Origin of the sequence: Actinoplanes sp. NPDC051411 (genome assembly GCF_040682075.1) — a bacterium.
GTDB lineage: Bacteria > Actinomycetota > Actinomycetes > Mycobacteriales > Micromonosporaceae > Actinoplanes.
This window is the reverse complement of record NZ_JBFBAD010000155.1, coordinates 1-21,853: the sequence shown is the minus strand read 5'-3', so window position 1 is coordinate 21,853 and position 21,853 is coordinate 1. Positions and strand designations below refer to the sequence as shown.

General features: G+C 69.8%; 19 protein-coding genes, 3 tRNA genes and 2 pseudogenes. 9 read left to right on the top strand and 15 right to left on the bottom strand.

The features are described from left to right. Nucleotides 1–671: 671 nt before the first annotated feature. From AB0M88_RS46405 to lanKC, 3 genes are all read right to left on the bottom strand, one after another. A complete protein-coding gene (locus AB0M88_RS46405; RefSeq protein WP_364113466.1) occupies nucleotides 672–2,306 on the bottom strand; it encodes an ABC transporter ATP-binding protein in 1,635 nt (544 codons plus the stop codon). A 91-nt stretch (nucleotides 2,307–2,397) separates the two neighbouring features. Beyond that, nucleotides 2,398–2,520, bottom strand: coding sequence for a SapB/AmfS family lanthipeptide (locus tag AB0M88_RS46400; RefSeq protein ID WP_364113464.1), 123 nt, complete (start codon nucleotides 2,518–2,520; stop codon nucleotides 2,398–2,400). Nucleotides 2,521–2,526: 6 nt separating this feature from the next. Continuing rightward, nucleotides 2,527–5,115, bottom strand: a complete 2,589-nt coding sequence (lanKC, locus tag AB0M88_RS46395) for a class III lanthionine synthetase LanKC (RefSeq protein WP_364113462.1) — start codon at nucleotides 5,113–5,115, stop codon at nucleotides 2,527–2,529. A 242-nt stretch (nucleotides 5,116–5,357) separates the two neighbouring features. On the opposite strand from lanKC, the gene AB0M88_RS46390 reads away from it, so the two are divergent. Further along, nucleotides 5,358–6,623, top strand: a complete 1,266-nt coding sequence (locus AB0M88_RS46390) for a hypothetical protein (protein ID WP_364113460.1) — start codon at nucleotides 5,358–5,360, stop codon at nucleotides 6,621–6,623. A gap of 123 nt (nucleotides 6,624–6,746) precedes the next feature. Continuing rightward, nucleotides 6,747–7,352 carry a response regulator transcription factor gene (locus tag AB0M88_RS46385; RefSeq protein ID WP_364113458.1) on the top strand — a complete coding sequence of 202 codons (606 nt, stop codon included), beginning with the start codon at nucleotides 6,747–6,749 and terminating at the stop codon, nucleotides 7,350–7,352. Here the strand turns inward: AB0M88_RS46385 and AB0M88_RS46380 are convergent. The 3 genes from AB0M88_RS46380 to AB0M88_RS46370 form a co-directional block, all read right to left on the bottom strand. Further along, the gene (locus tag AB0M88_RS46380) at nucleotides 7,268–8,062 is read right to left on the bottom strand and encodes a hypothetical protein (protein ID WP_364113456.1); all 795 of its coding nucleotides are present in this window, start codon (nucleotides 8,060–8,062) and stop codon (nucleotides 7,268–7,270) included. The genes AB0M88_RS46385 and AB0M88_RS46380 overlap by 85 nt on opposite strands. Beyond that, nucleotides 8,059–8,691 carry a dienelactone hydrolase family protein gene (locus AB0M88_RS46375; RefSeq protein WP_364113454.1) on the bottom strand — a complete coding sequence of 211 codons (633 nt, stop codon included), beginning with the start codon at nucleotides 8,689–8,691 and terminating at the stop codon, nucleotides 8,059–8,061. Before AB0M88_RS46375 ends, AB0M88_RS46380 begins: the two co-directional genes overlap by 4 nt. Before the next feature lie 74 nt (nucleotides 8,692–8,765). Next, complete coding sequence (locus AB0M88_RS46370; protein WP_364113452.1) at nucleotides 8,766–9,017, bottom strand: hypothetical protein; 252 nt, start codon at nucleotides 9,015–9,017, stop codon at nucleotides 8,766–8,768. Here AB0M88_RS46370 and AB0M88_RS46365 point away from each other — a divergent pair. Next, nucleotides 9,016–10,011, top strand: coding sequence for a MerR family transcriptional regulator (locus AB0M88_RS46365; protein WP_364113450.1), 996 nt, complete (start codon nucleotides 9,016–9,018; stop codon nucleotides 10,009–10,011). The genes AB0M88_RS46370 and AB0M88_RS46365 overlap by 2 nt on opposite strands. An 88-nt stretch (nucleotides 10,012–10,099) precedes the next feature. On the opposite strand, the gene AB0M88_RS46360 is transcribed toward AB0M88_RS46365, so the two are convergent. Beyond that, nucleotides 10,100–11,176, bottom strand: a complete 1,077-nt coding sequence (locus AB0M88_RS46360; protein ID WP_364113448.1) for a cellulose binding domain-containing protein — start codon at nucleotides 11,174–11,176, stop codon at nucleotides 10,100–10,102. Between the two features lie 187 nt (nucleotides 11,177–11,363). On the opposite strand from AB0M88_RS46360, the pseudogene AB0M88_RS46355 reads away from it, so the two are divergent. Both AB0M88_RS46355 and AB0M88_RS46350 read left to right on the top strand, forming a co-directional pair. Next, nucleotides 11,364–11,483: pseudogene (locus AB0M88_RS46355) on the top strand (methyl-accepting chemotaxis protein); the annotation flags it as partial. 145 nt (nucleotides 11,484–11,628) lie between these two features. Next, nucleotides 11,629–12,882, top strand: a complete 1,254-nt coding sequence (locus AB0M88_RS46350; protein ID WP_364113446.1) for a polysaccharide lyase family 1 protein — start codon at nucleotides 11,629–11,631, stop codon at nucleotides 12,880–12,882. 171 nt (nucleotides 12,883–13,053) lie between these two features. On the opposite strand, the gene AB0M88_RS46345 is transcribed toward AB0M88_RS46350, so the two are convergent. After that, nucleotides 13,054–14,028: an NAD(P)-dependent alcohol dehydrogenase gene (locus tag AB0M88_RS46345; protein WP_364113444.1), complete on the bottom strand. Its 975-nt coding sequence runs from the start codon at nucleotides 14,026–14,028 to the stop codon at nucleotides 13,054–13,056. A gap of 134 nt (nucleotides 14,029–14,162) precedes the next feature. Here AB0M88_RS46345 and AB0M88_RS46340 point away from each other — a divergent pair, with 134 nt between their 5' ends. Beyond that, nucleotides 14,163–15,098, top strand: coding sequence for a helix-turn-helix transcriptional regulator (locus AB0M88_RS46340; RefSeq protein WP_364113442.1), 936 nt, complete (start codon nucleotides 14,163–14,165; stop codon nucleotides 15,096–15,098). Between the two features lie 176 nt (nucleotides 15,099–15,274). Here the strand turns inward: AB0M88_RS46340 and AB0M88_RS46335 are convergent, their stop codons facing one another. The 3 genes from AB0M88_RS46335 to AB0M88_RS46325 form a co-directional block, all read right to left on the bottom strand. Then, on the bottom strand, nucleotides 15,275–15,523 hold the full coding sequence (locus AB0M88_RS46335; RefSeq protein ID WP_364113440.1) for a hypothetical protein: 249 nt from the start codon (nucleotides 15,521–15,523) through the stop codon (nucleotides 15,275–15,277). 107 nt (nucleotides 15,524–15,630) lie between these two features. After that, nucleotides 15,631–16,044: a hypothetical protein gene (locus AB0M88_RS46330; RefSeq protein ID WP_364113438.1), complete on the bottom strand. Its 414-nt coding sequence runs from the start codon at nucleotides 16,042–16,044 to the stop codon at nucleotides 15,631–15,633. Nucleotides 16,045–16,697: 653 nt separating this feature from the next. Then, nucleotides 16,698–17,117: a hypothetical protein gene (locus AB0M88_RS46325; RefSeq protein WP_364113436.1), complete on the bottom strand. Its 420-nt coding sequence runs from the start codon at nucleotides 17,115–17,117 to the stop codon at nucleotides 16,698–16,700. Nucleotides 17,118–17,407: 290 nt separating this feature from the next. Between AB0M88_RS46325 and AB0M88_RS46320 the strand changes: the two are divergent. Next, a pseudogene (locus AB0M88_RS46320) lies at nucleotides 17,408–17,584 on the top strand (helix-turn-helix domain-containing protein); the annotation flags it as partial. A 545-nt stretch (nucleotides 17,585–18,129) separates the two neighbouring features. Here the strand turns inward: AB0M88_RS46320 and AB0M88_RS46315 are convergent. From AB0M88_RS46315 to AB0M88_RS46305, 3 genes are all read right to left on the bottom strand, one after another. Continuing rightward, nucleotides 18,130–18,201 (bottom strand) — tRNA-Val (locus tag AB0M88_RS46315). A 20-nt stretch (nucleotides 18,202–18,221) separates the two neighbouring features. Beyond that, nucleotides 18,222–18,292 (bottom strand) — tRNA-Cys (locus AB0M88_RS46310). A 39-nt stretch (nucleotides 18,293–18,331) separates the two neighbouring features. Continuing rightward, nucleotides 18,332–18,404 (bottom strand) — tRNA-Gly (locus AB0M88_RS46305). A 144-nt stretch (nucleotides 18,405–18,548) separates the two neighbouring features. On the opposite strand from AB0M88_RS46305, the gene AB0M88_RS46300 reads away from it, so the two are divergent. Then, on the top strand, nucleotides 18,549–19,727 hold the full coding sequence (locus tag AB0M88_RS46300) for a GNAT family N-acetyltransferase (protein ID WP_364113434.1): 1,179 nt from the start codon (nucleotides 18,549–18,551) through the stop codon (nucleotides 19,725–19,727). 96 nt (nucleotides 19,728–19,823) lie between these two features. Next, complete coding sequence (locus AB0M88_RS46295; protein ID WP_364113432.1) at nucleotides 19,824–20,831, top strand: alcohol dehydrogenase catalytic domain-containing protein; 1,008 nt, start codon at nucleotides 19,824–19,826, stop codon at nucleotides 20,829–20,831. Nucleotides 20,832–20,887: 56 nt separating this feature from the next. Here the strand turns inward: AB0M88_RS46295 and AB0M88_RS46290 are convergent. Further along, a partial coding sequence (locus AB0M88_RS46290; RefSeq protein ID WP_364113430.1) for a ricin-type beta-trefoil lectin domain protein occupies nucleotides 20,888–21,853 on the bottom strand: 966 nt, incomplete at its 5' end.

Below are 21,853 nucleotides of genomic sequence, written 5' to 3'. Positions count from 1 at the left end.
GTTCTCCGCTCGACCAGCCCGTGGGGGCCGTACGAGCAGCGCCAGGTCCTGCTCGACCTGCCCGGCCCGATGGTCGGCGAGCCGCTCGCCGGCGGCCAGATACTCGCGCTGCCAGCGGACCCCGAGGCGGAGCGCCACGGCGAACAGCCCGAGCCCGACGAGCAGCGGTGGCGCGAGAACCACCAGCAGCGGGGCGGCAAGCGACGCGGTGCCGATGAGTGCGGCGAGGACCGTGGCCACGAACCCACGCGACACCAGCACCAGGCCCGCGAACGCGTCCCGTACCGTCTCGACCTGCTGGGTCAGCCCGGCCATGGCACCCGCCGGAGGCGCACCCGGGCCAGGGCGCGTCGCCGTACCCAGCGACGTGGTGACCACCCGGGTGACCAGGTCGTCCCGGAACGGCTCGACGATCCCGGCCACCGACCGGCTGGTCTGCCGGGCGCCCCAGGCCCCGGTCACCGCGGCGATCAGCAGGAGGCCGAGCCACGCGAACCCGACCGCCGGTTCGCCGCGGAGGAAACCCTGGTCCACTGCGTGCGCGACCACCAGGCCGGAGAGCATCGCCGGTGCCGACTCGGGCACCGACCAGGCGAGGAGTCGGCCCAGGTCGGCGCGGCGGCAGCGCATCACCGCGATCGACTCGCGTCCGGCGGCCCGCAGGTCGCGGTTCATGTTCGAGCCCCGAAAACGGCGCGGTAGTCCTGGTCGTTCCACAGTCGGCGGTGGGGCGCGACCGCGCGGACCCGGCCGCGGTCCAGCCACACCACACTCGCGCATTGCGCGGCGGTGCCGGCGCGGTGGGCCACGATCAGATGAGTACGCCGGACATCTTCGGTGAGGAGGCGCAGAATCTCCGCCTCGGTCGCTGTGTCCAAACTCGACGTCGCGTCGTCGAGTACGAGCAAGCGCCGGGCATGCCAGGCGCGGGCCAGCCCGAGCCGCTGGTTCTCACCGCCGGACAGCGGCGCCTCGGCGAGCGGCGTGGCAGAGCCGCGCGGCAGCCGGGACACGAAGGCGTCGGCGCAGGCGGCCCGGAGCACATCCGTCACCGGGGGCACGCCGGGCGGATCGTGGGCGAGCCCGACCGCGTCGGCCACGGTCGCCCCGACCAGCACCGGCCGTTCGAACGCCACACCGATCTCGCGGCGCAGCACCGCCGCCGACAGTTCCCGCAGCGGGACGCCGTCCAACCTGACCGTGCCTTCGTCCGGATCGGTGAGCCGCGCGGCGAGCGCGGCGAAGGTCGACTTGCCGGATCCCGATCGGCCGACCACAGCGATCGGCCGGCCACCGGGAAGTGTCACGTCGACCCGCTCGAGCACCGGGACGCCCTCCGCGCGGACGGTGACGCCGTCGAACGTCAGGCCGCCCGGCCCGGGCGGAAGCTCGCGGTGCCCGTAGCGGGGCGCGGCCAGGTCCAGCACCTCGGCGACGCGGCGTCCACCGGCGCGGGCTCGGGCCACCCGGCTGAACGCGGCGACGAGGCCGCCGATCCCGGCACCGAGCATGCCGTACTGGACGGCGGCGAGGAGTTCGCCCGGAGTGAGCCGTCCGCGGGCCAGCAGCCAGCCGCCCACGGCCACCACCGACAGCTGCAGCAGCGGTCCGACGACTGCGCTCTGTCCCGCCGATCGGGCGAGCACCTGCCAGGTTCCGTAGCCCGCCGCGGACAAGTCACCCAGTGGTCGCAGACAGCGGCGGATCTCCGCCGGTACCGTGGCGGCGGCGGCGATGGTCCGGCGACCGGCGAGGGCGTCGGAGAGCCGGGCGGCGATGTCGGCCTGGGCCCGCTGATAGCGGACCACCGCGTCGGAGGTGTCCCGGACGTGCCGCCGCAGCAGCGCGGTTATCACCACGGTGCCGGCCAGATAGCCCGCCACCAGCCAGGGGTCCAGGTAGGCCAATGCGGCGATCGCGCCGACCACGGGAACGGTGGCCACCACGGCGAGGACCAGGGCCACGCCGTCCTGGCCGGCCTCCGCCGCGCTGGTGAGCACCCGGCTCACCACGTCACCGGCCGCCTCCGGCCGGCGTGCGCCGAGCGCCAGCGTGTGCCGGACCAGCCGCCGCCGCAGCTCTGCGGTCCGCCGTGCGGGCGCCAGCCCGGCGAGCAGGTCGCGGACCGGATCGGCGATCACGAGCACGCCGACCAGCGCGAACGTCCAGGCCAGCCGGAGGCCGGTGGCGTGTCCGGAGACGATGGCGTCCACCGTGCCGCCGATCGCCAGCGGCAGGGCCAGCTCCGCGAAGGCGGAACAGCCGGCGGTGACGGCGAGGGCAACCAGCGTACGGGGGGTGGTCACGGCATTCCTTTCGATGTCCGGCGGTGCGCGGCCCCGGTCCGGCTCGTGGCCGGCACCGGGGCCGCAAGACGTCGACCGTGATCCGGCGACGTCAGTTGCAGGTGGTCACGCTGAGCGAGCTGTTGCCGCACAGCAGCAGCGACGCGCGGCTGCCGCCGCCACCGTTGCGCTGCTCGGCGGAGAGCTCCATGCCCTGCAGGTCCAGAAGCGCCATGGTCGTTCACCTCCTCCCGTCGGAGTAGCTGTCGAGACCCACCTCGGTCGGGCGGGAATCCAGGAGCGGCAACGACGCCGGGTGGTCGCGCCGGGCCATGGCCAGCGCCAGCAGCACGCCGGCGGTGCCGGTCGCGAGGTCCATGGAGAGGCGCAGCAGCTGCTCGCCGGGAAAGGCCAGACCGCCGCCGTACGGCAGGGCGTGCCAGGCGAGGCGGCGCACCTGGGCGGAGAGGTCCGGGTCGCGGCGCGAAGCCAGGTAGGCGACGATGCCCGCGCGTCCGGCGAACAGGCCGGGCTGCACGTACATCGGAGAACGGGCTGCCCGGGCGATCGCGGCCGACGCGTGCCGGAACTCGTCGTCCGGCCGGTGCCGCAGGTAGTGGTCGAGCACCAGGCCGATGCCGACACTGCCCTCCCCCAGGTAGGGCATGGTCCGCCAGCCCTCGTCGACCTCCAGCGCCCCGTCCGGCCGGGTCACGCAGCGGCGCAGGTCCTGCCGTAACGCGGTGGCGGCCAGCTCGAGATACCCGCTGTCGCCCGTAGCCTCGTACGTGCGCAAGAAGAAGAGAGCCACCCCGCTGGAACCGCGGGTGAGCCCCGCGTGCGGGTGCTCGCCGCCGCTGACCTCGGGGACGGAGCCGACGTCGCCGAGCCGGTTCCCGGCCAGGGCCGCGGCGCGCAGCGCGGCGTCGCGGAGCCCGGTCTCGCCGGTCCGCCCGGCCAGGTGCAGCAGGTTAAGGCCGATGCCGGCGACCCCGCCCGCCAGATCCGGGCCGAGGCCCTCCCAGCCCGCGGTCAGGCAGCGCTCGACCAGGTCCAGTGCCGGTTGGCGCTCGCCGAGACGTTCCAGGACGTATGCGACGCCGTGTAGGCCGTCGAGGAAGCCGTGACGCGGATCGAAACCCGGGTCGGCGGCGCGTTTGAGGAACCATTCGCGGTGCTCGGGAGGAATGTCCACACCGGACTCGGCGAGCGCGTACAGCACGCCGGCGGCACCGTGCGCCACACCGAGGCCACCGACCCGGAACTGCTCGATGTCGCCGGGATAGAGCCGGTCAGCGCGCTCGGGCGTGGCGCTGCCGAGAATGGCACGTACGAGCGCGTCACGCGCGGCGGGCCAGCGGTCCGGTTCGGCGTCGAAGACCGTCCAGTCGCGGGTTCCGCTGCCGTGCGGCCGCGCGGTGGAAGGGCCCTCCACGACGGCCACCGCGCGGTCCAGCAGGTCGCGCGGCACCGGGAAGTCTTCGGCGATGATGTCCGCGAAGTGCCTCACCTTGGCCGGGTACAGCCGCAGCAGCGGGGTGAGCGGCAGGAACAGCGCGATCGCGAGGCAGGCCAGGGCGTACTCGTCCACCGCCGCGCCGACTCGGTCCCGCGGGGCGGCGAAGCCCTGGTTGCGCAGGCCCGGGCGGCGCCGCTCGGTGATCGGCGCGGCCACCTCGAAGTCGAGCAGCGCGATGCGCCCGTCCGGCCGCACCATGATGTTGAACATGTGCAGGTCCCCGTAGACGACCCCGCGCTCGTGGAGGGCGCGCACCGCCTGCTCCACCTGGTGGTAGACGGCCAGGGCCCACTGCGTGTACTCCGCGAGGGTGGCCTCGTCGGCGTCCGCCTCGGTCAGCGGGTACTTCTGCACGATGAGCCGGTTCAGCGGCTCGCCCTCGACGTACTCCATGGCCAGAAACTCATGCTCACCCAGCGGGAAACGGTCGTGCACGCGGGGCGTACAGCCGGCGTCGGCCACCCGGTCGAGCATCTCGTGCTCCCGGCGCAGCCGCGTGATCGCGTCGTCGCCGCGGCCGTCGAGCCCGGCGTACGGTCGCGCCTCCTTCAGTACGACCTGCTCGCCGGTCCGCTGGTCCTCGGCCGCGTAGAGGCCGCCGGCGTTGGAGTAGTGCAGGACCCGGGTCACCCGGTAGGGCACGTCGTTCGTGGTCACCGCGTTGCGGGCGGCCAGATGCGGCTCGAGGAACGCGGGCAGCTCGAGCCAGGGCGGCAGGCTGAAGACCGCCTGGCGCCGGTCCGGCTCGAGCGTGCCGTCCGGCCCGGCCAGCGCCGGCACCAGGTCACCGTCGCCGGCGATGCAGTAGAGGTGCGCGAAGGCGCCGTAGCGGACGTACAGCGGACCGTCGCCCCAGCGCAGGTCACTGAGGATGTACGGGCCCGGCTCGCCGCTCAGCAGCACGCCGAGCTCGGTCAGAATGGTCTGCGCGGCGGTGTCGTCGACCGGATAGATCGTGGCGAGCTTGCCGCTGGAGGCCCGGGGCGAATACTTCGAGTTCCGCATGAACAGCACTTGCGGAGAGCGGAGGAATTTGAACGAAATCCCCCGAGCTACGCAGTATTCCCAAATGGTGTCGACTATCCGCTCGCCGTTGTCCGGGCAGCCCGAAGAATGGATCTTCCAACCCTGCCGGGGCAGCTTCGCGCCGTCCGGGCCGGCGATCAGCCAGTCCTCGTGGGCCTGGAGGCGCCAGCCGTCCGGCAGTGGCCGGCGGGCCGCCGGAAAGTCCCCCGCCGAGCGTTGCGTGGTCGCCAGCGAGTCGTAGAACAGCGGGTCGACGGCACAGTAGGCGTCGTAACGGCGATCCAACTCCGGCCTCCCTCATCGGTCTGCGGCAATCGTGCCGAGAACCCGCCGGGACGGGACAGTCGCCGATGTCAGTGGCTCCACCACACCTTTCACCGCACATTGCTGACAAACGCAGTGTTTAAAGAAATCCCTCTGGGGAAGCGTGCGCGAGGCAATTTCCTCCGACATCATTGGCGATCATTAGAAGACGGCGTTACGGTCCTTGGTGGACCGACTCAGCGAAGCAGGACGGAGCGTTCCCCGTGGTGACGGCAGAGGTGCCCGATCGAACGGCTGAACAATGCCTGTCCACCGTCCTCCGCCTGATCATCCTGGCGGCCTCGGCGACGGTGGCTTATCTGCTGCTGAGCGCCAGCGCTGCGCACGCGAACGACAAGCCGGTGGCGCCGGGCCTCGGCAACGTCACCGCCGGGCTCAGTCCGATCCTCCACAGCGGAGTCCCCGATCCTGGCCGCAGCCAGGATGGCGGTTCGCCGGCCGCCGGACGGACGAGCACGGTCGATCGGACCCGCAGCCTGGTGTCCCGGGCCGGCAAGGCCGCGGGCCACCCCACTCCCCCCGCCGGCCGGCACACAGTCACCCGGATTTCCCGGAACGCCGAACGGGTACGAGTATCCGTTCGCGCGAAGCGGACCGGCCAGTTGCAGACCGCCAAGCGGGTGCCAGTTCCCCTCCACAGCCAGCACACCAGGCGGCAGCCGCCCGCCAAGCAAGTCACGCCGTCGAGCGCCGGTAAGGCGTTGCGGACGCTGCCGGCACCGGGCAAGCCTCGCACCGGCGTGAACCTCGGCGAGACCCAGCTGCGCACGGCCACTCCGGCGACCACGACGCTGCGACCCACCGCCCGCCTGACCACCACCCTCAACACCGTCACCCCGGTCACCACGGCTCTGCAAACCGTTACAGCGCCGGTCAAGGCGGCGCTTCAGCCCCTCACGAAACCGGCCGCCGCGGTCCTGCGATCCGTTACCGCACCGGTCGGCACGACGTTCCGTCCGGTTTCGCCGGCGACCCCGACGCCCGTTATCACCGGCTCTGCGCCGGGGCCGGTCGTCAACACCGCCTGGGACCGCTCGATGGCCTCCGCATCCCTGGCGGCTCCGCCGGTCGGATCCCCGGTCCGCGCAACGACCACGAAGGCGGTCAGCGCGACCCGGACAGCTCAACAGGCACCCGAGGCCGCTGACAAAGGCCACGACACAAGCCGACCGTGCGCCCGGGCCGGCCAGGCGCCGCCCTCGTCCTCCCCGGCCCCGGCCAAGGCCGTCGAGAGTCATGGCGCGGCACCCGGTGCGTTGCGGCGGACTGTCCCGTGGTCACCGGCCCCCCAACCGGTCCAGCTCGCGCTCGCGAGCTCCTCAGCCACCGCCGGCGTGAATACCGCCCCAGGGGCCTGGGCGACGACCTCCGGCGCCTGGCTTCCCACTCCGGCCCTGCTCGGGACCGTGGCTACCGACTCGATGCATCGGCAGGGACGCGGCCTGAGCCGCGCACCGCTGCCCGGTTGATCCTTCCCCGTCGCGCCGGCGCTCCAGCGTGCCGCGCGACTCCTCGCCTCTGTCCGTGCCGGTTCGACACCGTGACAATCGGGCGAACCAGGCACAGTTCACCAGCCTGGGAAGGAAACCACCATGATCCGCATCATGCTGATCGTCGACATATGCCTGCTGAGAACGGCCCTTGCGAAGGCGCTGCCGCGTGAAGACGACCTCACCGTCGTGGCGGAGAAGACGAGCGCAGACCTGAGCCCGGAATTAGCCCGCAGGGTCGACGCCGACGTGTTCGTCGTCGACCTGGACACACCCAAGGGCTCGGTGGTGGACGCCATCGACACCGTCGCCGGGGAACGCCCGGACTGCGGTGTCGTCGTCCTCACCAATGTGGCCGTCTCCGCCGCCCTCCGGCACGCGCTGGGCCGTGGGGTCGGAGCGTGCCTGAGAAAGAACTGTCACATCGAGGAGCTGGAGGATGCCGTGCGCCGGGTGGCCGCCGGTGAACGTTTCATCGAACCGGCGATTGCCGTGTCGATGGTGAACGGACCGCCGAACCCGCTGACACCGCGGGAAGGCGACGTGCTGCGGCTCGCCGCCGCCGGCATGTCCGTACGGGAGATCTCCGCGGTCTTGTTCCTCACACCCGGCACCGTACGCACCTACCTATCAACGATCATGCACAAGCTCGACGCGCACAGCCGGCTGGACGCCATTCGCATCGCCACCGAGGCAAACTGGCTGTGACCGAGCGCAGAGCGAAACCGCAATCGCCGCAGCGGGCGACCGGGTGATGGCCGCCCGGCGCGGACTTCTGCCGCTCTGCCGGCGTTCCGGTTACTCTTCCGGCCCGCCAGAAGGCCGGGCCGGACGGCACCATGCAGGTCCGCCGCGGCGCCGGCGTCGCACGGAAGGGTACGAGCGTGTTCCAGCGGAAGGGTCGAGGCATCGCACGCGGTCAGCGCCGCCCGGAACGTGGAGTCAAGTTCCGGGGCGGGGGCCAGCAATGCCTCGCAACAGGCCGACACGGTCCGCAGGACGACCCGTTCGGTGCGGTGGGCCGCAGACTGCAGTTGCCGCATCAGCTCGGCGGCCAGGTCCGGGTAGTTGCCCTCGATGTCCATGATCCCGTTCACGGCGCCGTCGTACTGCTCGAACACCACCCCGCGGGGGCACAGCCCAGCGACGACCGCTTCGATGTCGTCGACGTAGAAGCCCATCTGAGTGAACGAGCCGTCGGACCGCCCGGCCGAGGCGAACAGGCAGAAGACACCGGTTGCGCCCTCGTAACGCAGGCCGCCGTCACGTTCCTCGACCGGTTCGAGGCCAAGCTTCTCGGCATACCAGCGCCGGCTCGAGCGAGATCCTGAGTGGGAATTCGGGCTTCGATCCGTGCGTTGTCCAGCATCTTCGCATGTTAACCAGCTTCGACACGCAGACCGGTGGAAGAGCGTCACCCGGAGACAGTCCGCAGGAAGTCGAGGACGCGTTGCCAGGTCAGGGTCGTCGCCTGTGCGTTGTGATCGGGCAGGCTGGGGTCGGTGAAGAAATGGCCTGCCTGCTGGTAGGTGAACACCTGCGCGTCGACGCCGGTCCGGGTTGCCGCTTCGAGCCAGGCGGCGACTTCGACAGGTGGTGCGAACTCGTCCGCGTCGGCGACATGAAGCTGGACCGGCAGGCCGTCACGGGCGGTGGTGGGGATCGGGGCAAGGCCGTGCAACAAGAGCACGCCCGCAGTATCGGGTCGTTGGGGCAGCAACGTGCTGACGACACCCGCGCCCATGGAGATGCCGGCCAGCACCGTGTCGGCCGGCAGGTTCTGCACGGCCTGATCAGCACGCTGTTCGATGGTGGCCCAGCCGATCCGATGGTCCTTCAACTGGAAGCCCTCATCGAGTGTCGAGGCGGTCTGGCGTGCGTAGAGGTCGGGCGTGATGACCTCGTGCCCGGCTGCGCGCAGGCGATCCGCGGCGCGCAGTTCCACAGAGCGCAGCCCTAACATGGAGTGGAATAGCACGATCTTGGCCATTGCCTGATTGTGGCAGGTCGCGACCCACCGACCTCGGTCGCGGAAACGTCCGCTCATCGGCCAAATCCGGATGTGGGTCACAGCGCACAGTCACTCGAATGGCTGGCTTTGCTCGTGAATTCCGGGTTCTGTCACCAGATGTCGCTGAGTTTCGGGACCAGCGGGATCTCACCAATCTCGATGTTCGCGAGTTTGGGCTCCACCTCTTCCCGGAGCGAGGGCACCAGCGGCCTGCCGGCTGACCATTTACGCTCGGTGACGGGGTCCGACATGGGCACCTTGTACGCGGCATGCACGCGCATCGGTCGACCTGCAAACGCGGCCGTGGCACCGGGGCTGTTGCGGTCGTCGTCCACGGGACCGGTTTCGGTCGGCGGGTTCATGCAGGATGATCGGCGGGTTGCATCTCCACCTGGTGGAGGTTGGAGGCTGTTCGACGTGGATCACAGGACGTTGTACTCGATCGGGGATCTGGCTCGGCGGACCGGTCTACCGGTACGCACGATCAGGTTCTACTCCGATTCCGGCGTTCTGCCGCCCACATACCGCAGTTCCGCCAACCACCGCCGTTATGACCTGACCGCGGTCGCTCGCCTTGACCTGATCCGCACGTTGCGCGAGCTGGGTGTTGATTTGGCCAGCATTCATCGGGTGCTCGCCGATGAGATCACCGTGTCGCAGGCCGCGATCGCCCACGCCGAGGCGCTTGACGTGCAGATCCGAGTGCTTCGACTGCGGCGGGCGGTCCTTCGTGCGGTGGCGAAACGGCACTTCAGCCCTGAGGAGATAAAGCTCATGCACCGCATCGTGCAACTGTCCGAGGCCGAACGCCACCGGCTCATTAACGACTTCGTCGACAGCACGTTCGGCGGTGTCGACGCCAACCCGGAGCTGATGGAGCTGCTTCGTTCGGCGATGCCGGAGCTACCGGACGAGCCGACCGCCGAGCAGGTCGAGTGCTGGATCGAGTTGGCGGAGCTGGTACAGGACACCGACTTCCGAGCCAGTGTCCGGCGGATGGCTGAATATCAGGCGGCCGAGCGTGCCGACGGTGACCAGACAGGGCTGCATCACGACCTGACCAACGACGTCCGTGACCGGGTCGCGGCGGCGTTCACTGCTGGGATCCAGCCCGCGTCAGCGCAGGCTGGTCTGGTGGTTTCCGAGCTGGTCGCCCGTTACGCGGACACCTTCGAGGCCACCGACAGTCCCGAGTACCGCGCCAAGATGCTGACCCGGCTGACCATCGCCAACGATCCGCGGGTGGAGCGGTACTGGCACCTGATCGCCACCATTAACGGCTCGCCCACCATGACGCCACTCGCGCCGATCTTCAGTTGGCTCACCGAGGCGCTCCAGCACCACCCCGAGCCATGACCGATCGATGCTGACCGATGATCACGTACCTCTCCGGATGATTCGTGGGAGAGGGCCGATCCCCCACCCGCGGGCGAGCTGACGTTCGTCAAGACAAGAAGCCGGCGAACGGACCGTTGAGGATGCCGTTCTTCTGGGTCTGGTTGAAGCTGCAGTTGGGGTAGTCGTAGAGGGAGGCCGACATGCACGTGCCGTCGGTCGAGGTGGCGTCGGGCAGGCCGAAGGCGTGGCCCAGCTCGTGGACCATTCCGCCGTACCAGCGGTTGATCGGGCCGTTGACACCCGCGGCGCCGTCCGCGTCGTGACCGCTGAGGAGCACCCAGCCGTTGCCCCCACCGCCGCCGGACTGGTTCGTTTCCTCGGCGCTGACCTCCTCGATGTTGATCCACCGGCTGTCCGCGCCGAACCGCTGCTGCAGCTCGCGCTGCCCGTTGTCAACCACGCACCAGTAGTGGTCGCTGCCGGTGCAGTTGGTGGTGATGTACCAGTTCGTGTCGTGCAGGCCGTTGACCACCTCGACGACCGGGCTGTTCAGCGTGAACGTCTTGCCGAGCTGAGCCTTGAAGAACCGTTGCGCTTCCTTCATGACGCCGGTGATGCCGTCGGGGTATCGCTGGTCGAACGCCTTGTCGGTGGGCTTGAGCCAGTAGACCCGGACGGTCCCGGCCGGCGGCGTTCCGTTCGGCGGCGTGGTGGTGGGGGCCGTGGTCGGCTTGGTGGTCGGCGGGGTCGTCGGGCGTGTCGTGGTGGTGGTGGTGCCGGCGCAGGCGACGTTGTTCAGGGTGAAGCCGGTCGGCGCCGGGTTCGACCCGGTCCAGGTTCCGTTGAAGCCGAACGACACGCTTGCACCGGTGGCCAGCGCGGCGTTGTAGCTCACGCCGGACGCGGTGACCGCCGCACCGGACTGGGCCACGGTGGCGTTCCACGTCTGGCCGACGGTCTGCCCTGCGTCGAACGACCATCGCAGCGTCCACCCGTTGATCGGGTCACCGAGGTTGGTCACCGCCACGGATGCGCCGAAACCACCCTGCCATTGCGAACCGACCGTGTACGACACCTGGCAGCCGGCGTCGGCATGCGCCGTCACCGTCATGACCGGGAGTGTCGCGCCCAGGCCGGCCGCGAGCACGACTGCCAAGAGGCGCCGAGTGCGTCCAGATGCCATCTCGTTTCCTTCCTGATCGAGGCCGGCTCGCGCGTGCCGCTGGTCGGCCCGGGTTCACGGCACGCGCCGAAAACCCTTTCGGAAAATAGCATCGATCGATGCTGATCGATAGCAGGGATCGTCATTCAACTGGACGTGCTCCGCCCCGACATGCCGAAAGTTTTCGGTGCCCTCGCCATCGCCATCACAGACCCACCTGCTCGCCCTGAACGCCACCATCGAAGCCGCCCGCCCCGGCGAAATGGGCACCGGGCTTCGCCGCGGTCTCGCCTCCGAGGTCAAGGACCTCACTCAGGAGACGGCCCGACGCGCCCGCCGGTCGGGAAGCCCGGCCCCCGGCTTGGGGGGTTTACCGCGGAAGCCGGGCATGTAACGATGGCCACCAATACGGCCAGGTAAGCGCTTTCCACCGAGTGCTTCCGGGTCGCCGCCCGTCTATCCGGAGTGCTCCCATGAACATGAACCTTCCCGGCTCGCGCCGGGCCCGTGTCCTCACCATGGCCACCGCCGTACTCACCGGCGGCGCGCTGGTCGTCGCCTCGGCACAAGCCAACGCGGTGACCGTCACCCCGTCGTTGGCCGCGGCGGATCCCGCTACGGCCGTCGCTGACACCGGTTGGGCCGCACAGTCCGGCGGCACGGCCGGCGGCTCCGCGGCCACCGCCGCGCACACGTACACCGTCTCGACCCGCGCCCAGTTGATCGCCGCGCTGGCCGGCACCGACCCGGCCACCGGCAAGACCGACAAAAAGGCTCCAAAGATCATCAAGTGGGTCGGCAGCATCGACATGAGCGAGGGTAAGCCGTTCACCAGCCATGACGACCAGGCCGCTCGGGCCGAGGTCAAGCTTCAGCCGAACACCACGATCATCGGTGTGGGGTCCAACGCTTACCTGCCGAACGGCTGGTTCAAGGTCTCGAACATCGACAACGTCATCATCCGCAACATCAAGATCACCAATCCCTGCGACCTGGCGCCGAAGTGGGACTCGGGCGACGGGGCCGGCAACTACAACTCGGAGTTCGACGGGATGACCGTGGACGGCTCCACCCATGTGTGGATCGACCACGTGTGGTTCACCGACGCGCCGTACACCGATGACATGGAGCCGCTGGGCAACACCGACAAGAACGGTGTCCGCAAGCACATCCAGTGCCACGACGGTTCGCTGGACATCAAGAACGCCTCGGACTTCGTGACCGTGTCGAACACGATCTTCGAACTGCACGAGAAGAACACGCTGGTCGGGCAATCCGACAGCAAGACCGGCGACATCGGCCACCAGACGATCACCTTCATCGGCAACCTGTACCGCAACATCGGCCAGCGGGCCCCGCGGGTGCGGTTCGGCGAGGTGCACTCGGTCAACAACTACTTCGTCGGCAGCAAGAGCGATCCGGCCTACCCACACCTGTACAGCATCGGCACCGGGATCAAGTCGCAGATCATCGCGGAAAACAATGTCTTCGACATCACCGGAGCAACCGCCGGCCGCTGCGGCGACGTAGTGATGAACCCGAACACGGCCAACCCGGAGGGCAGTTTCAAGGACACCGGCTCGACCGTGAACGGGGCGGCCCTCGCCGGCTGCTCGGCCCCGAGCTCGGTGAACTGGTCGCTGCCCAGCGGCTACAAGTACACCAAGTTGCCCACCTCGCAGGTCGCGGCGTCGGTCCTCGCCCACGCCGGCCCGGGCAAGATCTGACCGAGATACGGGCCGGCCGGAGCCTGGCGGGTCAGGAGCAGCGCGTGGCGGGGCGCACCAAGTCACGGACCACCACGTGGGTTCGCCCGCCACGTCCTGATCGCCGGCCACGAACGCCGCGGTGAAGCCGGCCGGCCCGCAATCCCTTGTCGCAGCCGGCTTCCCGGCCCGTCACGCCGGGTCCACCGGGTCTTCGGACGTGCTCACCCGCACGACCTGCCGGCCGAGGACGCCGCCCGCGTCGAAGGCGCGGTGGGCCGAGGCGATGCCGGCGAGCGGGTGCACGCCGTCGATCACCGGGACGATCGCGCCGGACGCGACCTGCCCGGCCAGCTCGGCCAGTTGCCGGGTGCGCGGATCGGCACTGAACGTGCGGATCCGGCGGGAGCCGAAGACGGTGGAGGCGGCGATCGCGGCGATGGCCGGGCCGGACAGCCCCACGGTGACCATCCGGCCGCCCTTGGTGAGCCGGCGGCGGTAGCGGGCGAGGTCCGTGCCGACGGTGTCCACGATGACGTCGAACCGGCCGGCCTCCTCCGGCGCGGTCTCGCGGTAGTCGAGGACCCGTTCGGCGCCCAGGCCGGTGAGCGCGGCGGCGTGCCGGGTGCGGGCCAGCGCGGTCACCCGGCCGCCGAACCCGTGCGCAAGCTGCACGGTGGCCGTGCCGACGCCGCCGGCCGCGCCGCGCACGAGCACGGTTTCGCCGGCGGCCAGGTGGGTGGCACCGCGGAGTGCGGCCAGGGCGGTGATGCCGGGCACGACGAGGGCGGCGGCCTGCACCGCCGACAGGCCGGCCGGCACCGGCCCGATGCGATCCGCCGCGACGACGACAAATTCGGCGGCCCCCGCGACCGCGTGCTTCTCGCGGGGGTGCACCGTGCCCCACACCAGCTCGCCGATGGCCACGCCGTGGACCCCCGGGCCGGTGCCGGCGACGACGCCGGCGAAGTCGAGGCCGACGCCGATCGGGAACCGGCGGCCGGAGACGATTTTCATGGCTCCCGAACGAAGCAGTGCGTCGTGCCCGTTCACGCTGGACGCCGCCACCGCGACCAGCACCTGTCCCGGTCCCGGCTCGGGCCGCTCCACCTCGGTCACGGCGAGAACGTCCGGCGTGCCGTACGAGAAGATCTGGATGGCTTTCATGGTTCTGGTCCTCCCGGCGGGAAACGTCTGGCCACACCGATCCTGCGGGGCCGGGCCGCGATCGTGGTCGACCGATGTTTCCTGGGACAGCGAGACCTACCCTCGCGCCGGTCGCCGGAGGCATACTCGCCCCCATGGCCGACGATCCCCGCCGTGAGCTCGCGGAATTCCTCAAAGCCCGGCGGACCCGGTTGCGACCGCAGGACGTCGGGCTGGAACCGGGGCCGCGCCGCCGGGTCTCCGGGCTGCGCCGCGAGGAGATCGCCCTGCTGGCCGGGGTGAGCTCGGACTACTACCAGCGCATGGAACAGGGCCGTGACGTGCGCCCGTCCGAGCAGGTTCTCGACGCCCTCGCCCGGGCCCTGAACTTCCCCCCGGAGGAGAGCCGGCATCTGCACACGCTCGCCGCCGCCGCGCGCAAGCCGATCCGCCGCCGGTCACGCGTCCCCGAGGTGGTGCCTCCAACCACCCTGCGGCTGCTGCACGCGATGACCGCACCGGCGCTGGTGGTTGGCCGGCACCTCGACGTGTTGGCCTGGAACCCGTTGGCCGCCGCCCTGCTCGGCGAGTTGACCGCGCTGCCCCGGCCGGCCCGGAACATGTTGTGGTTGCTGCTGCAGCCCGACGCCGACCTGACCTGCCCAGACCGAGCGGCCACCGTCGGCGAGCTGACCGCGATGCTGCGCACCGCGGTGGCCGCCGACCCCGGGCACCCCCGGGCCCTCGAGCTGGTCGGTGAACTCGCGGTGCACAGCGCCGAATTCCGTACGCTGTGGGGCCGCCACGACATCGAGGAGACCACCCGCGGCCGGATGCGCCTCGTGCACCCGCTCGTGGGTGAGCTGAACCTGGACTGGGACGCCTACCGACTGCCCGGCACGGCGCCCGGACCCATGGTCGTCGCCTACACCGCCGAAGAGGGCAGCACCGACAGCGAGCGCTTGCAGTTGCTCGCCCGGTTGGTCGACACGCCGGCTCCGGCTCGGGCCGCGGTCGTGACTGCGGCTCCGCCCCCGCCTGCGGTCGTGACTCCGGCGTCTCCGGACCGGCGGGACCGCAGCGCTGGATAGCCGTGGGCCTGCCCGTCCCCGGCCGGTCCATGGCGCGTGTCCGACCTTCCGTCGCGCATCAATCGACCATGCCGCGGCCGTACCAGTCGTCCGCTGAGGTCACGCCGGGCAGTGCGAAGAAGTAGCCGCCGACCGTGCTCACTCCAGCGGCAAGGCCTGACGCACGGAGCCAGGCCTTATGTGCTGTACGTACCGTCCCATGGGTGGCTAAATCCGAGCCGGTCCGGGTATAGCTCCAACCAGTCGCCTCGCTCGGCGTCGGACTCGTCGACCAGCGCGAACGTCACACCGTCGTAGACAACGTGGAACGGCTGCACGGCGATATCGCCCAGCTTTCGTCCTGGTAGCTGCGCGGTGGCGGCTATGCGCGAGTTCAGCCGTGAGGGGGTGATAGCTTCGTCCAAGTTGAAGTTGCCGTCAGGCATTTGACGTGGCGTTCTTGACCGCGAGTACCGCCCTCGATCAAGCGGTGATCGCCAAAGCGTCCGAAGTCGGCCGTGCAGGACGGGACCGTTGGATTCGCGCGCCGTGGTCAGTCGTGAAGCACGGGCGTGTAGGAGATTCCGATGATCGCGCCCTCGGGTGACTGCAGCCGGGCGACGGTCTGGCCCCATGGCTCCTCTCGTGCCCCGTGAAGCAGCTCGTGGCCGGCCTGCTTCAGCTGCTGTGCCGCCGGGGCGACGGCGGCGGCATCGGTCACATCGAACTCGATGCTGACCTGCGGTACCGGCCGTCCTGCGGGCCACTGGTCGGTTCCGAAGCACGCCTGAGCGGCCTGGGAGAGCGGCCAGATCCCGAACGACTTGCAGCCGGCGATCTGTTCGCTGTGGTAGTAGCCGTCACCCTCGCCCTGTAGCGGGAGACCCATCGCCCCGGCATACAGGTTGCGGCTGCCGGCCGGATCGGGAGCGATCACGGCCACGGTCGCGAGGAACTGGATGTTCACGGTGCCTCCTCGTTCGTCGCTGTTCGGCACCCACTCAACCTATAACGACCACCACGCGATACTTGGTGAGCCTGAGTACAGGCCACGCCCCTGTGGCGCGCTCAGCGACCTGGCTGCGACCCCGACGGACCGTCCTGGCGGTCACCGAGTCGTCTGTGGCGGCCACGGTCATGCCGGAACGGCAGCGTCAATGCCACTATCGGGAGAAGGCCGGCGGCGCCGATGATCTCTACACCGCAGACGACCGGTGGGGTACAAGTCGCGACGTCCCCCCGATCGCCAGGTGAGCTGCGGGAGTGCGCTGACATGTCGATGAGCGGACCGCCCGGTCGGACTCACTCTTGGGCTCTCCCGTTCGCGCCAAGCGCTCGCGGCTCAGATACCGGACCGGCTTGCCGAGCGACTCCGCGTAGGCAATCTCTTGTCGGGTTGATTCTCCTAGGTAGCCGCCCGGATCCACGATGTACACCTCGTCCGCCATGCGAATCTTTTGGAAGTGCACGACGCCCAGCCGTCCCTTCAGGTCCGAGCTGTCAACTATCCAGTCGTAGTCCGGCAGATGGGGGAGGCTGTGACGAGCGCTGGGCTGACGGGAGGCACACTCATGCCGATGTCCGGGCGCGCCTGCGCCCGCAGGCGATTCCGGTTGCCGGTCAGGAATGCAAGTCGAACGCGGTCGGCCAGAGGTTGTGCTCGGTATACAGTGCTGCGACTTCAGCCAGCTCGACGTCGGTGCCGCCGACGACCCACCATTCGGCGCCGGGAAGGCCGGCCGAGGCGTACGCACGCGATCCTGGAAGCTGCTTCTGATACGACGCCCGTGGCCGGGCGACGACCTCGCCGTGCGCCGGCTCCCACAGCCGGACGGAGCCGTCGGCCTCATCGCCCAGCACGACCGCGTCGTACCACCTCCACACCGCGACGTCGGTGCCATCCGGCGCAGTGGCGACCGCGACCAGGTGGCCGGGAGATACCCGTTCCGTCCGTGGGGAGGGCAGGGTGGCGGCAAATTGAACGGCATCGACCGCCCCGTCCCTCCAGATGTCGCACGTGCGTTCGTCGTTGACACGCAATACGCGAGCAGCCTGAAGGCGATATGGAGCAGGGGCGGAATCAAGCTGAGGTTGCATGAGCTCGAGCCTTTCATAAATTCAACGAGACCAGAGGAAGCCTTACGCCCATCACCACGGTCCACGGCCGGCGGCCGGCGGTGGACAGCCGATGAGAGAGCTGCACGAGCTTGCTGGTTTTTCAGGCTCGTAACGCGGTCTCTAGAGACCTTTCGGGGTGAGGGTCTGCCTCTGATCCACTGTGATACTTCCGGGTGATCGTTTCGGGTGGAGGTTTCGGGTCTGCTGATCACATGCGGTACGGCGATGGTGGGCGCCTTGATCTGGCACAACGGGTTCGGCGTGAACGGGTCCGGGTTCGGGCAGCGGAGCTGTTCGAACAGGGCGTTTCGGCGGTTGAGGTCGCCTCGATGCTGGAGCTGTCGACGAAGTCGGCGTATCAGTGGCGCCGGGTTTGGGTCGCTGCCGGCCCCCCGGGGCTGGTGTCGCGGGGTGCCAATGGCCCGGATCCGACGCTCTCCGACGAGCAGTTGGCCAGGCTGAAGGCCACGCTGGAGCTGGATCCGGTCGCGGTTGAGGTGATGCGACCAGGCGGCCTGCCCGCCATCTGCACGTCGCATGACCCAGCACGGGCCTCGGCCTACCCCGGGGACGAACCGCTCACCTTGCAAGCCCTGCTGGGGTCTACGACAACGAACGCGGCCAGGTCCACGCGTCACCGCGCGCGCCTGCCGAACGCCACGGCACCCTCCTCGGCCGCGTCACGCGCTGAACCCCCACCAAAGGACCTCGCCTACGAACAATTCGGAGCCACCCGCACTATCCACAGGCTGTGGATGGTGCAGGTGCGGATAGGCGGCTCTACTCCGCCGCCGACTCGGTCTCCGGCCGATCGGGTCCCGAGAGCACACCCAATGGATCTTGTGCTCCCATTTGCTCCCACCGTAAGGAGGAACCAGCAAGAGGCCCGTTACCAAAGAATCGGTAACGGGCCTCTGACCTGCGAAAACTTTCGTGGGCGATACTGGGATCGAACCAGTGACCTCTTCCGTGTCAAGGAAGCGCGCTCCCGCTGCGCCAATCGCCCTCGGGGTACAACAACTGCCGAGGTGGAGACGGGATTTGAACCCGTGTACACGGCTTTGCAGGCCGTTGCCTCGCCTCTCGGCCACTCCACCGAGCCGGCCCCGCATCGATAACCTGTCGCGGCCTCTCCGAGCGGACGACGGGATTCGAACCCGCGACCCTCACCTTGGCAAGGTGATGCGCTACCAGCTGCGCTACGTCCGCTTGTCTCTCCGGCCCCGCTTCCGCAGCCCCGGCAACGGAAGAAACATTAGCGGGTCCACCTCGGCATTGCCAAACCGGGGTCCCCGGCGCGTCGCCACCTGGCCATCCGGGGGAAACCGGACGCGGACGGGGTTGGATGTGGGCATGGACTTTCGGCAGATCAGCGCCGCGGAGCGCACGGCGACGATGTTTCCGCTCACCTCGTACGCCTTTCAGCCCTCGCCGTGGCCGGCCGCGGATGAGGAGCGGTACCGGGAGCGGGCGCGATTCAACGAGACCGCGGTCAGCCTGATCGCCGAGGAGGATGGGCAGGCGCTGGCGGCGGTGGCCGCCTACCGGCTGCGGCAGAACGTGCGGGGCCTGGTGCACGACATGGCCGGTGTGGCGTCGGTGGCGTCGCATCCGTCGGCGCGGCGGCGGGGGCTGGTGCGGGCGTTGTTGGAGCGGCTGCTGGGTCAGATGCGGGAGGAGGGCTCGGCGGTCAGCGTGCTTTACCCGTTTCGTCCGAGCTTTTATGCCCGGTTCGGCTTTGTCGGTGTGCCCCGCTACCGCACGGCGACGTTCGCTCCGGAGGGGCTCGGCCATCTGGTCCGGGCGGAGCTGCCGGGTGAGGTCGAGCGGCTGGCGATGGTTGACGGCTTCGACGCGTACACGCAGCTGACCCACCGCCTCCTGGAGGCGCGCCACGGGTTTTCGGTTTTTGATGCGACCCGGGCGGAGATGTTCCGCGATGATGAGGTTTGGCTGGCGGTGGCCCGCTCCGAGGGCGAGGTGGTCGGGGCGGTGCGTTACCGCATCAACGAATATGGCGCCGACCTGATCGCCGAGGATCTGCTGACCACGGGGCCGCTCGGCCGGGCGCTGCTGCTGCAGTTCTTCGCCCGCCACGTCGACCAGGTCGCCCGGGTGTCGGTCACGATCAGCACCGACGAGGTGCCGGAGTTGTGGGGCACCGACCTGGCGGTCACCACCGAGGGCCGGGTCAGTCATCCCCGCAAGGGCGGACCGATGGTGCGGGTATTGGACATGCCCGCTCTTTCCGGTACGCCGGTGGGCGCGGGCGACGTCACGATCGAGATTCCGGACGACGAGTGGGTCGGTGGTGTGTGGCGCCTGTCGTCGGAGGGGGGTCGCCTGGTCGTGGCGAAGGGCGGCAACCCGGCGGCGACGCTCACGGTGGGCGGGTTCAGCGCCCTCCTGTACGGCGTGCTCGACCCGGTCGAGGTTTTCACCCGCGGCCTGGGCGTGCTGTCTCCGGAGGCGATCGCCCCGCTGACGAGCCTGTTCCCGCGGCAGATGCCCTACATCTTCAGCGACTTCTGATCCGGTTTTCGACGCTCAACCATCGTCAAATGACAGATGCTGCGGCGTCCGAGCCTGGATCATGATGGGCGCCCGTCGACTGAATTGAGGTCACTCATGCTTACCGCCGTTGCCACCGCGGTAGATGAGCCGCTCACGATCACCGAACGCGACGTTCCCGAGCCCGGACCGGGCGAGGTGCTGGTCAAGATCATCGCGTGCGGCATCTGTCACACGGACCTGGACGTGCTCCAGGGCCGCTGGCCCATCGCCAAGTTCCCGCTCGTCCCCGGCCACGAGATCACCGGCGTGGTGGCGGCGACCGGCCCCGGCGTCTCCTTCCCGGCGGTCGGCACCACGGTGGGCGCCCAGTTCCTCGGCGACTCGTGTGGCCACTGCGACTACTGTGTCCGCGGCGACCAGATCCTCTGCCCGCGCAAGCGCATCACCGGCATCGTCTTCGACGGCGGCTACGCCGAATACGCCGTGCTGAAGGCCGGCTTCGTCACCCCTCTGCCGGAGGGCCTCGACCCGGTCGCCGCGGCGCCGCTGATGTGCGCCGGCCTGACCGCCTTCAACAGCCTGCGGCAGGGCAAAATCACCGCGAACTCCCGCGTCGCGGTGATCGGCCCGGGCGGGGTCGGCGCGCTGGCGGTCCGCTACGCGGTCGCGATGGGCGCCCGGGTCGCGGTGATCGGCCGGTCGAGGCGTTCGGAGGCTCAGGCCCGCGAGTTCGGCGCCGAGAAGTTCATCGCCACCCAGGACACCGACCCGGCCGAGGCCCTCAAGGCGTGGGGCGGCGCCAACCTGATCCTCAACGCGGCGCCGTCCACCGAGGCCGCCACGGCCACCCTCACCGGCCTGGCGCCGGACGGCTGGCTGGTGCTGTGCGGCTACAACGAGGACCCGCTGATCCTCCCGACCCGCACGATGGTCCTCAACCGCCTCCACGTCATGATCAACCCGTCCGGCTCACCGCACGACACCCGCGACACGCTGGCCTTCTCGGCGGCCCACGACATCCTCCCCGAGATCACCAAGGTCGGCCTCCGCGACGCCAACGCCTCCCTCGACGCGATGGCCGCCGGCCACGCCGGCAACCGCTCGGTCATAGTCTTCGACTGACCCCCTTCCCGGCGAAGGGCGGCCGGTCCGGCCGCCCTTTCCCGTACGCCGAGGCCCTAAGCCAGGGCGAACTTCTGCGCACCCGACCCGTTGCAGTCCCAGATCTGCAGGCGGGTGCCGTTGGCGGTGGCGCCCGACGGGGAGTCGACGCAGCGGCCGGTCGCCGGGTTGGACATGGACCCGTCGCCGTTGACGACCCAGTTCTGGTAGCCGCCGCCGTTGCACGTGGCGAGCTGCAGCTGCGTACCGGCCGCGTTGACGCCGCCCGCGATGTCCAGGCACTTGCCGAGGGACCGCAGGGTCTGGCCGTTCCAGGTCCACTTCTGGTCGGCCGAGGTGGTCTGCTGGCAGTCCCACAGCTGGACCGCGGTGCCGTCGCCGCCGGTGTCGTCGCCGGCCACGTCGACGCATTTGCCGCCCGGGCCATAGATCGGGGTGCCGATGGCGAATTTCTGGGCGCCGCTGCCGTTGCAGTCCCAGATCTGCAGCCGGGTGCCGTTGGCCGTGGCCCCGGACGGCGAGTCGACGCAGCGCCCGGTCGCCGGATTACGAAGCGACCCGTCCGGCTGCGAAACCCAGTTCTGGTAGCCGCCGTTGTTGCAGGTCGCGAGCTGCAGCTTCGTGCCGGCGGCGTTGACGCCGCCCGCGATGTCCAGGCACTTGCCGAGGGTCTGCAGGGTCTGGCCGCTCCACGTCCAGTGCTGGTCCTTCGCGCCGGACTGGCAGTCCCACAGCTGGACCGCGGTGCCGTCGGTTCCGGTGTCGTCGCCGGACACGTCCACGCACTTGCCGCCGGGCCCGGTGATGGTCTGGCCCGAAGACGGAGAGCCACCCCCGCCGCTGCCCGGGCCCTTGTTGTAGACGGCGACCGAGTCGATGACCAGCTTGCCGCCGGAGACCGTGGCCGCGGTGGGCCCGCCGCCGAACGCGTCCGGGAAGCCGCCGCCCATCGCCAGGTCGTAGATGATGAAGAACGGGTGGTCGACCGCGTTGGCCCACGTGGTGGCGTCGACCTGGGTCGC

What these genes read in the sequence shown, in the direction of transcription:
- AB0M88_RS46350 (WP_364113446.1), top strand. Translation starts at nt 11,629, where the DNA reads ATGAACATGAACCTTCCCGGCTCGCGCCGGGCCCGTGTCCTCACCATG.
- AB0M88_RS46360 (WP_364113448.1), bottom strand. Translation starts at nt 11,176, where the DNA reads ATGGCATCTGGACGCACTCGGCGCCTCTTGGCAGTCGTGCTCGCGGCC.
- AB0M88_RS46365 (WP_364113450.1), top strand. Translation starts at nt 9,016, where the DNA reads ATGCAGGATGATCGGCGGGTTGCATCTCCACCTGGTGGAGGTTGGAGG.
- AB0M88_RS46345 (WP_364113444.1), bottom strand. Translation starts at nt 14,028, where the DNA reads ATGAAAGCCATCCAGATCTTCTCGTACGGCACGCCGGACGTTCTCGCC.
- AB0M88_RS46300 (WP_364113434.1), top strand. Translation starts at nt 18,549, where the DNA reads ATGGACTTTCGGCAGATCAGCGCCGCGGAGCGCACGGCGACGATGTTT.
- AB0M88_RS46370 (WP_364113452.1), bottom strand. Translation starts at nt 9,017, where the DNA reads ATGAACCCGCCGACCGAAACCGGTCCCGTGGACGACGACCGCAACAGC.
- AB0M88_RS46400 (WP_364113464.1), bottom strand. Translation starts at nt 2,520, where the DNA reads ATGGCGCTTCTGGACCTGCAGGGCATGGAGCTCTCCGCCGAGCAGCGC.
- AB0M88_RS46335 (WP_364113440.1), bottom strand. Translation starts at nt 15,523, where the DNA reads ATGCCTGACGGCAACTTCAACTTGGACGAAGCTATCACCCCCTCACGG.
- AB0M88_RS46295 (WP_364113432.1), top strand. Translation starts at nt 19,824, where the DNA reads ATGCTTACCGCCGTTGCCACCGCGGTAGATGAGCCGCTCACGATCACC.
- AB0M88_RS46375 (WP_364113454.1), bottom strand. Translation starts at nt 8,691, where the DNA reads ATGAGCGGACGTTTCCGCGACCGAGGTCGGTGGGTCGCGACCTGCCAC.
- AB0M88_RS46385 (WP_364113458.1), top strand. Translation starts at nt 6,747, where the DNA reads ATGATCCGCATCATGCTGATCGTCGACATATGCCTGCTGAGAACGGCC.
- AB0M88_RS46340 (WP_364113442.1), top strand. Translation starts at nt 14,163, where the DNA reads ATGGCCGACGATCCCCGCCGTGAGCTCGCGGAATTCCTCAAAGCCCGG.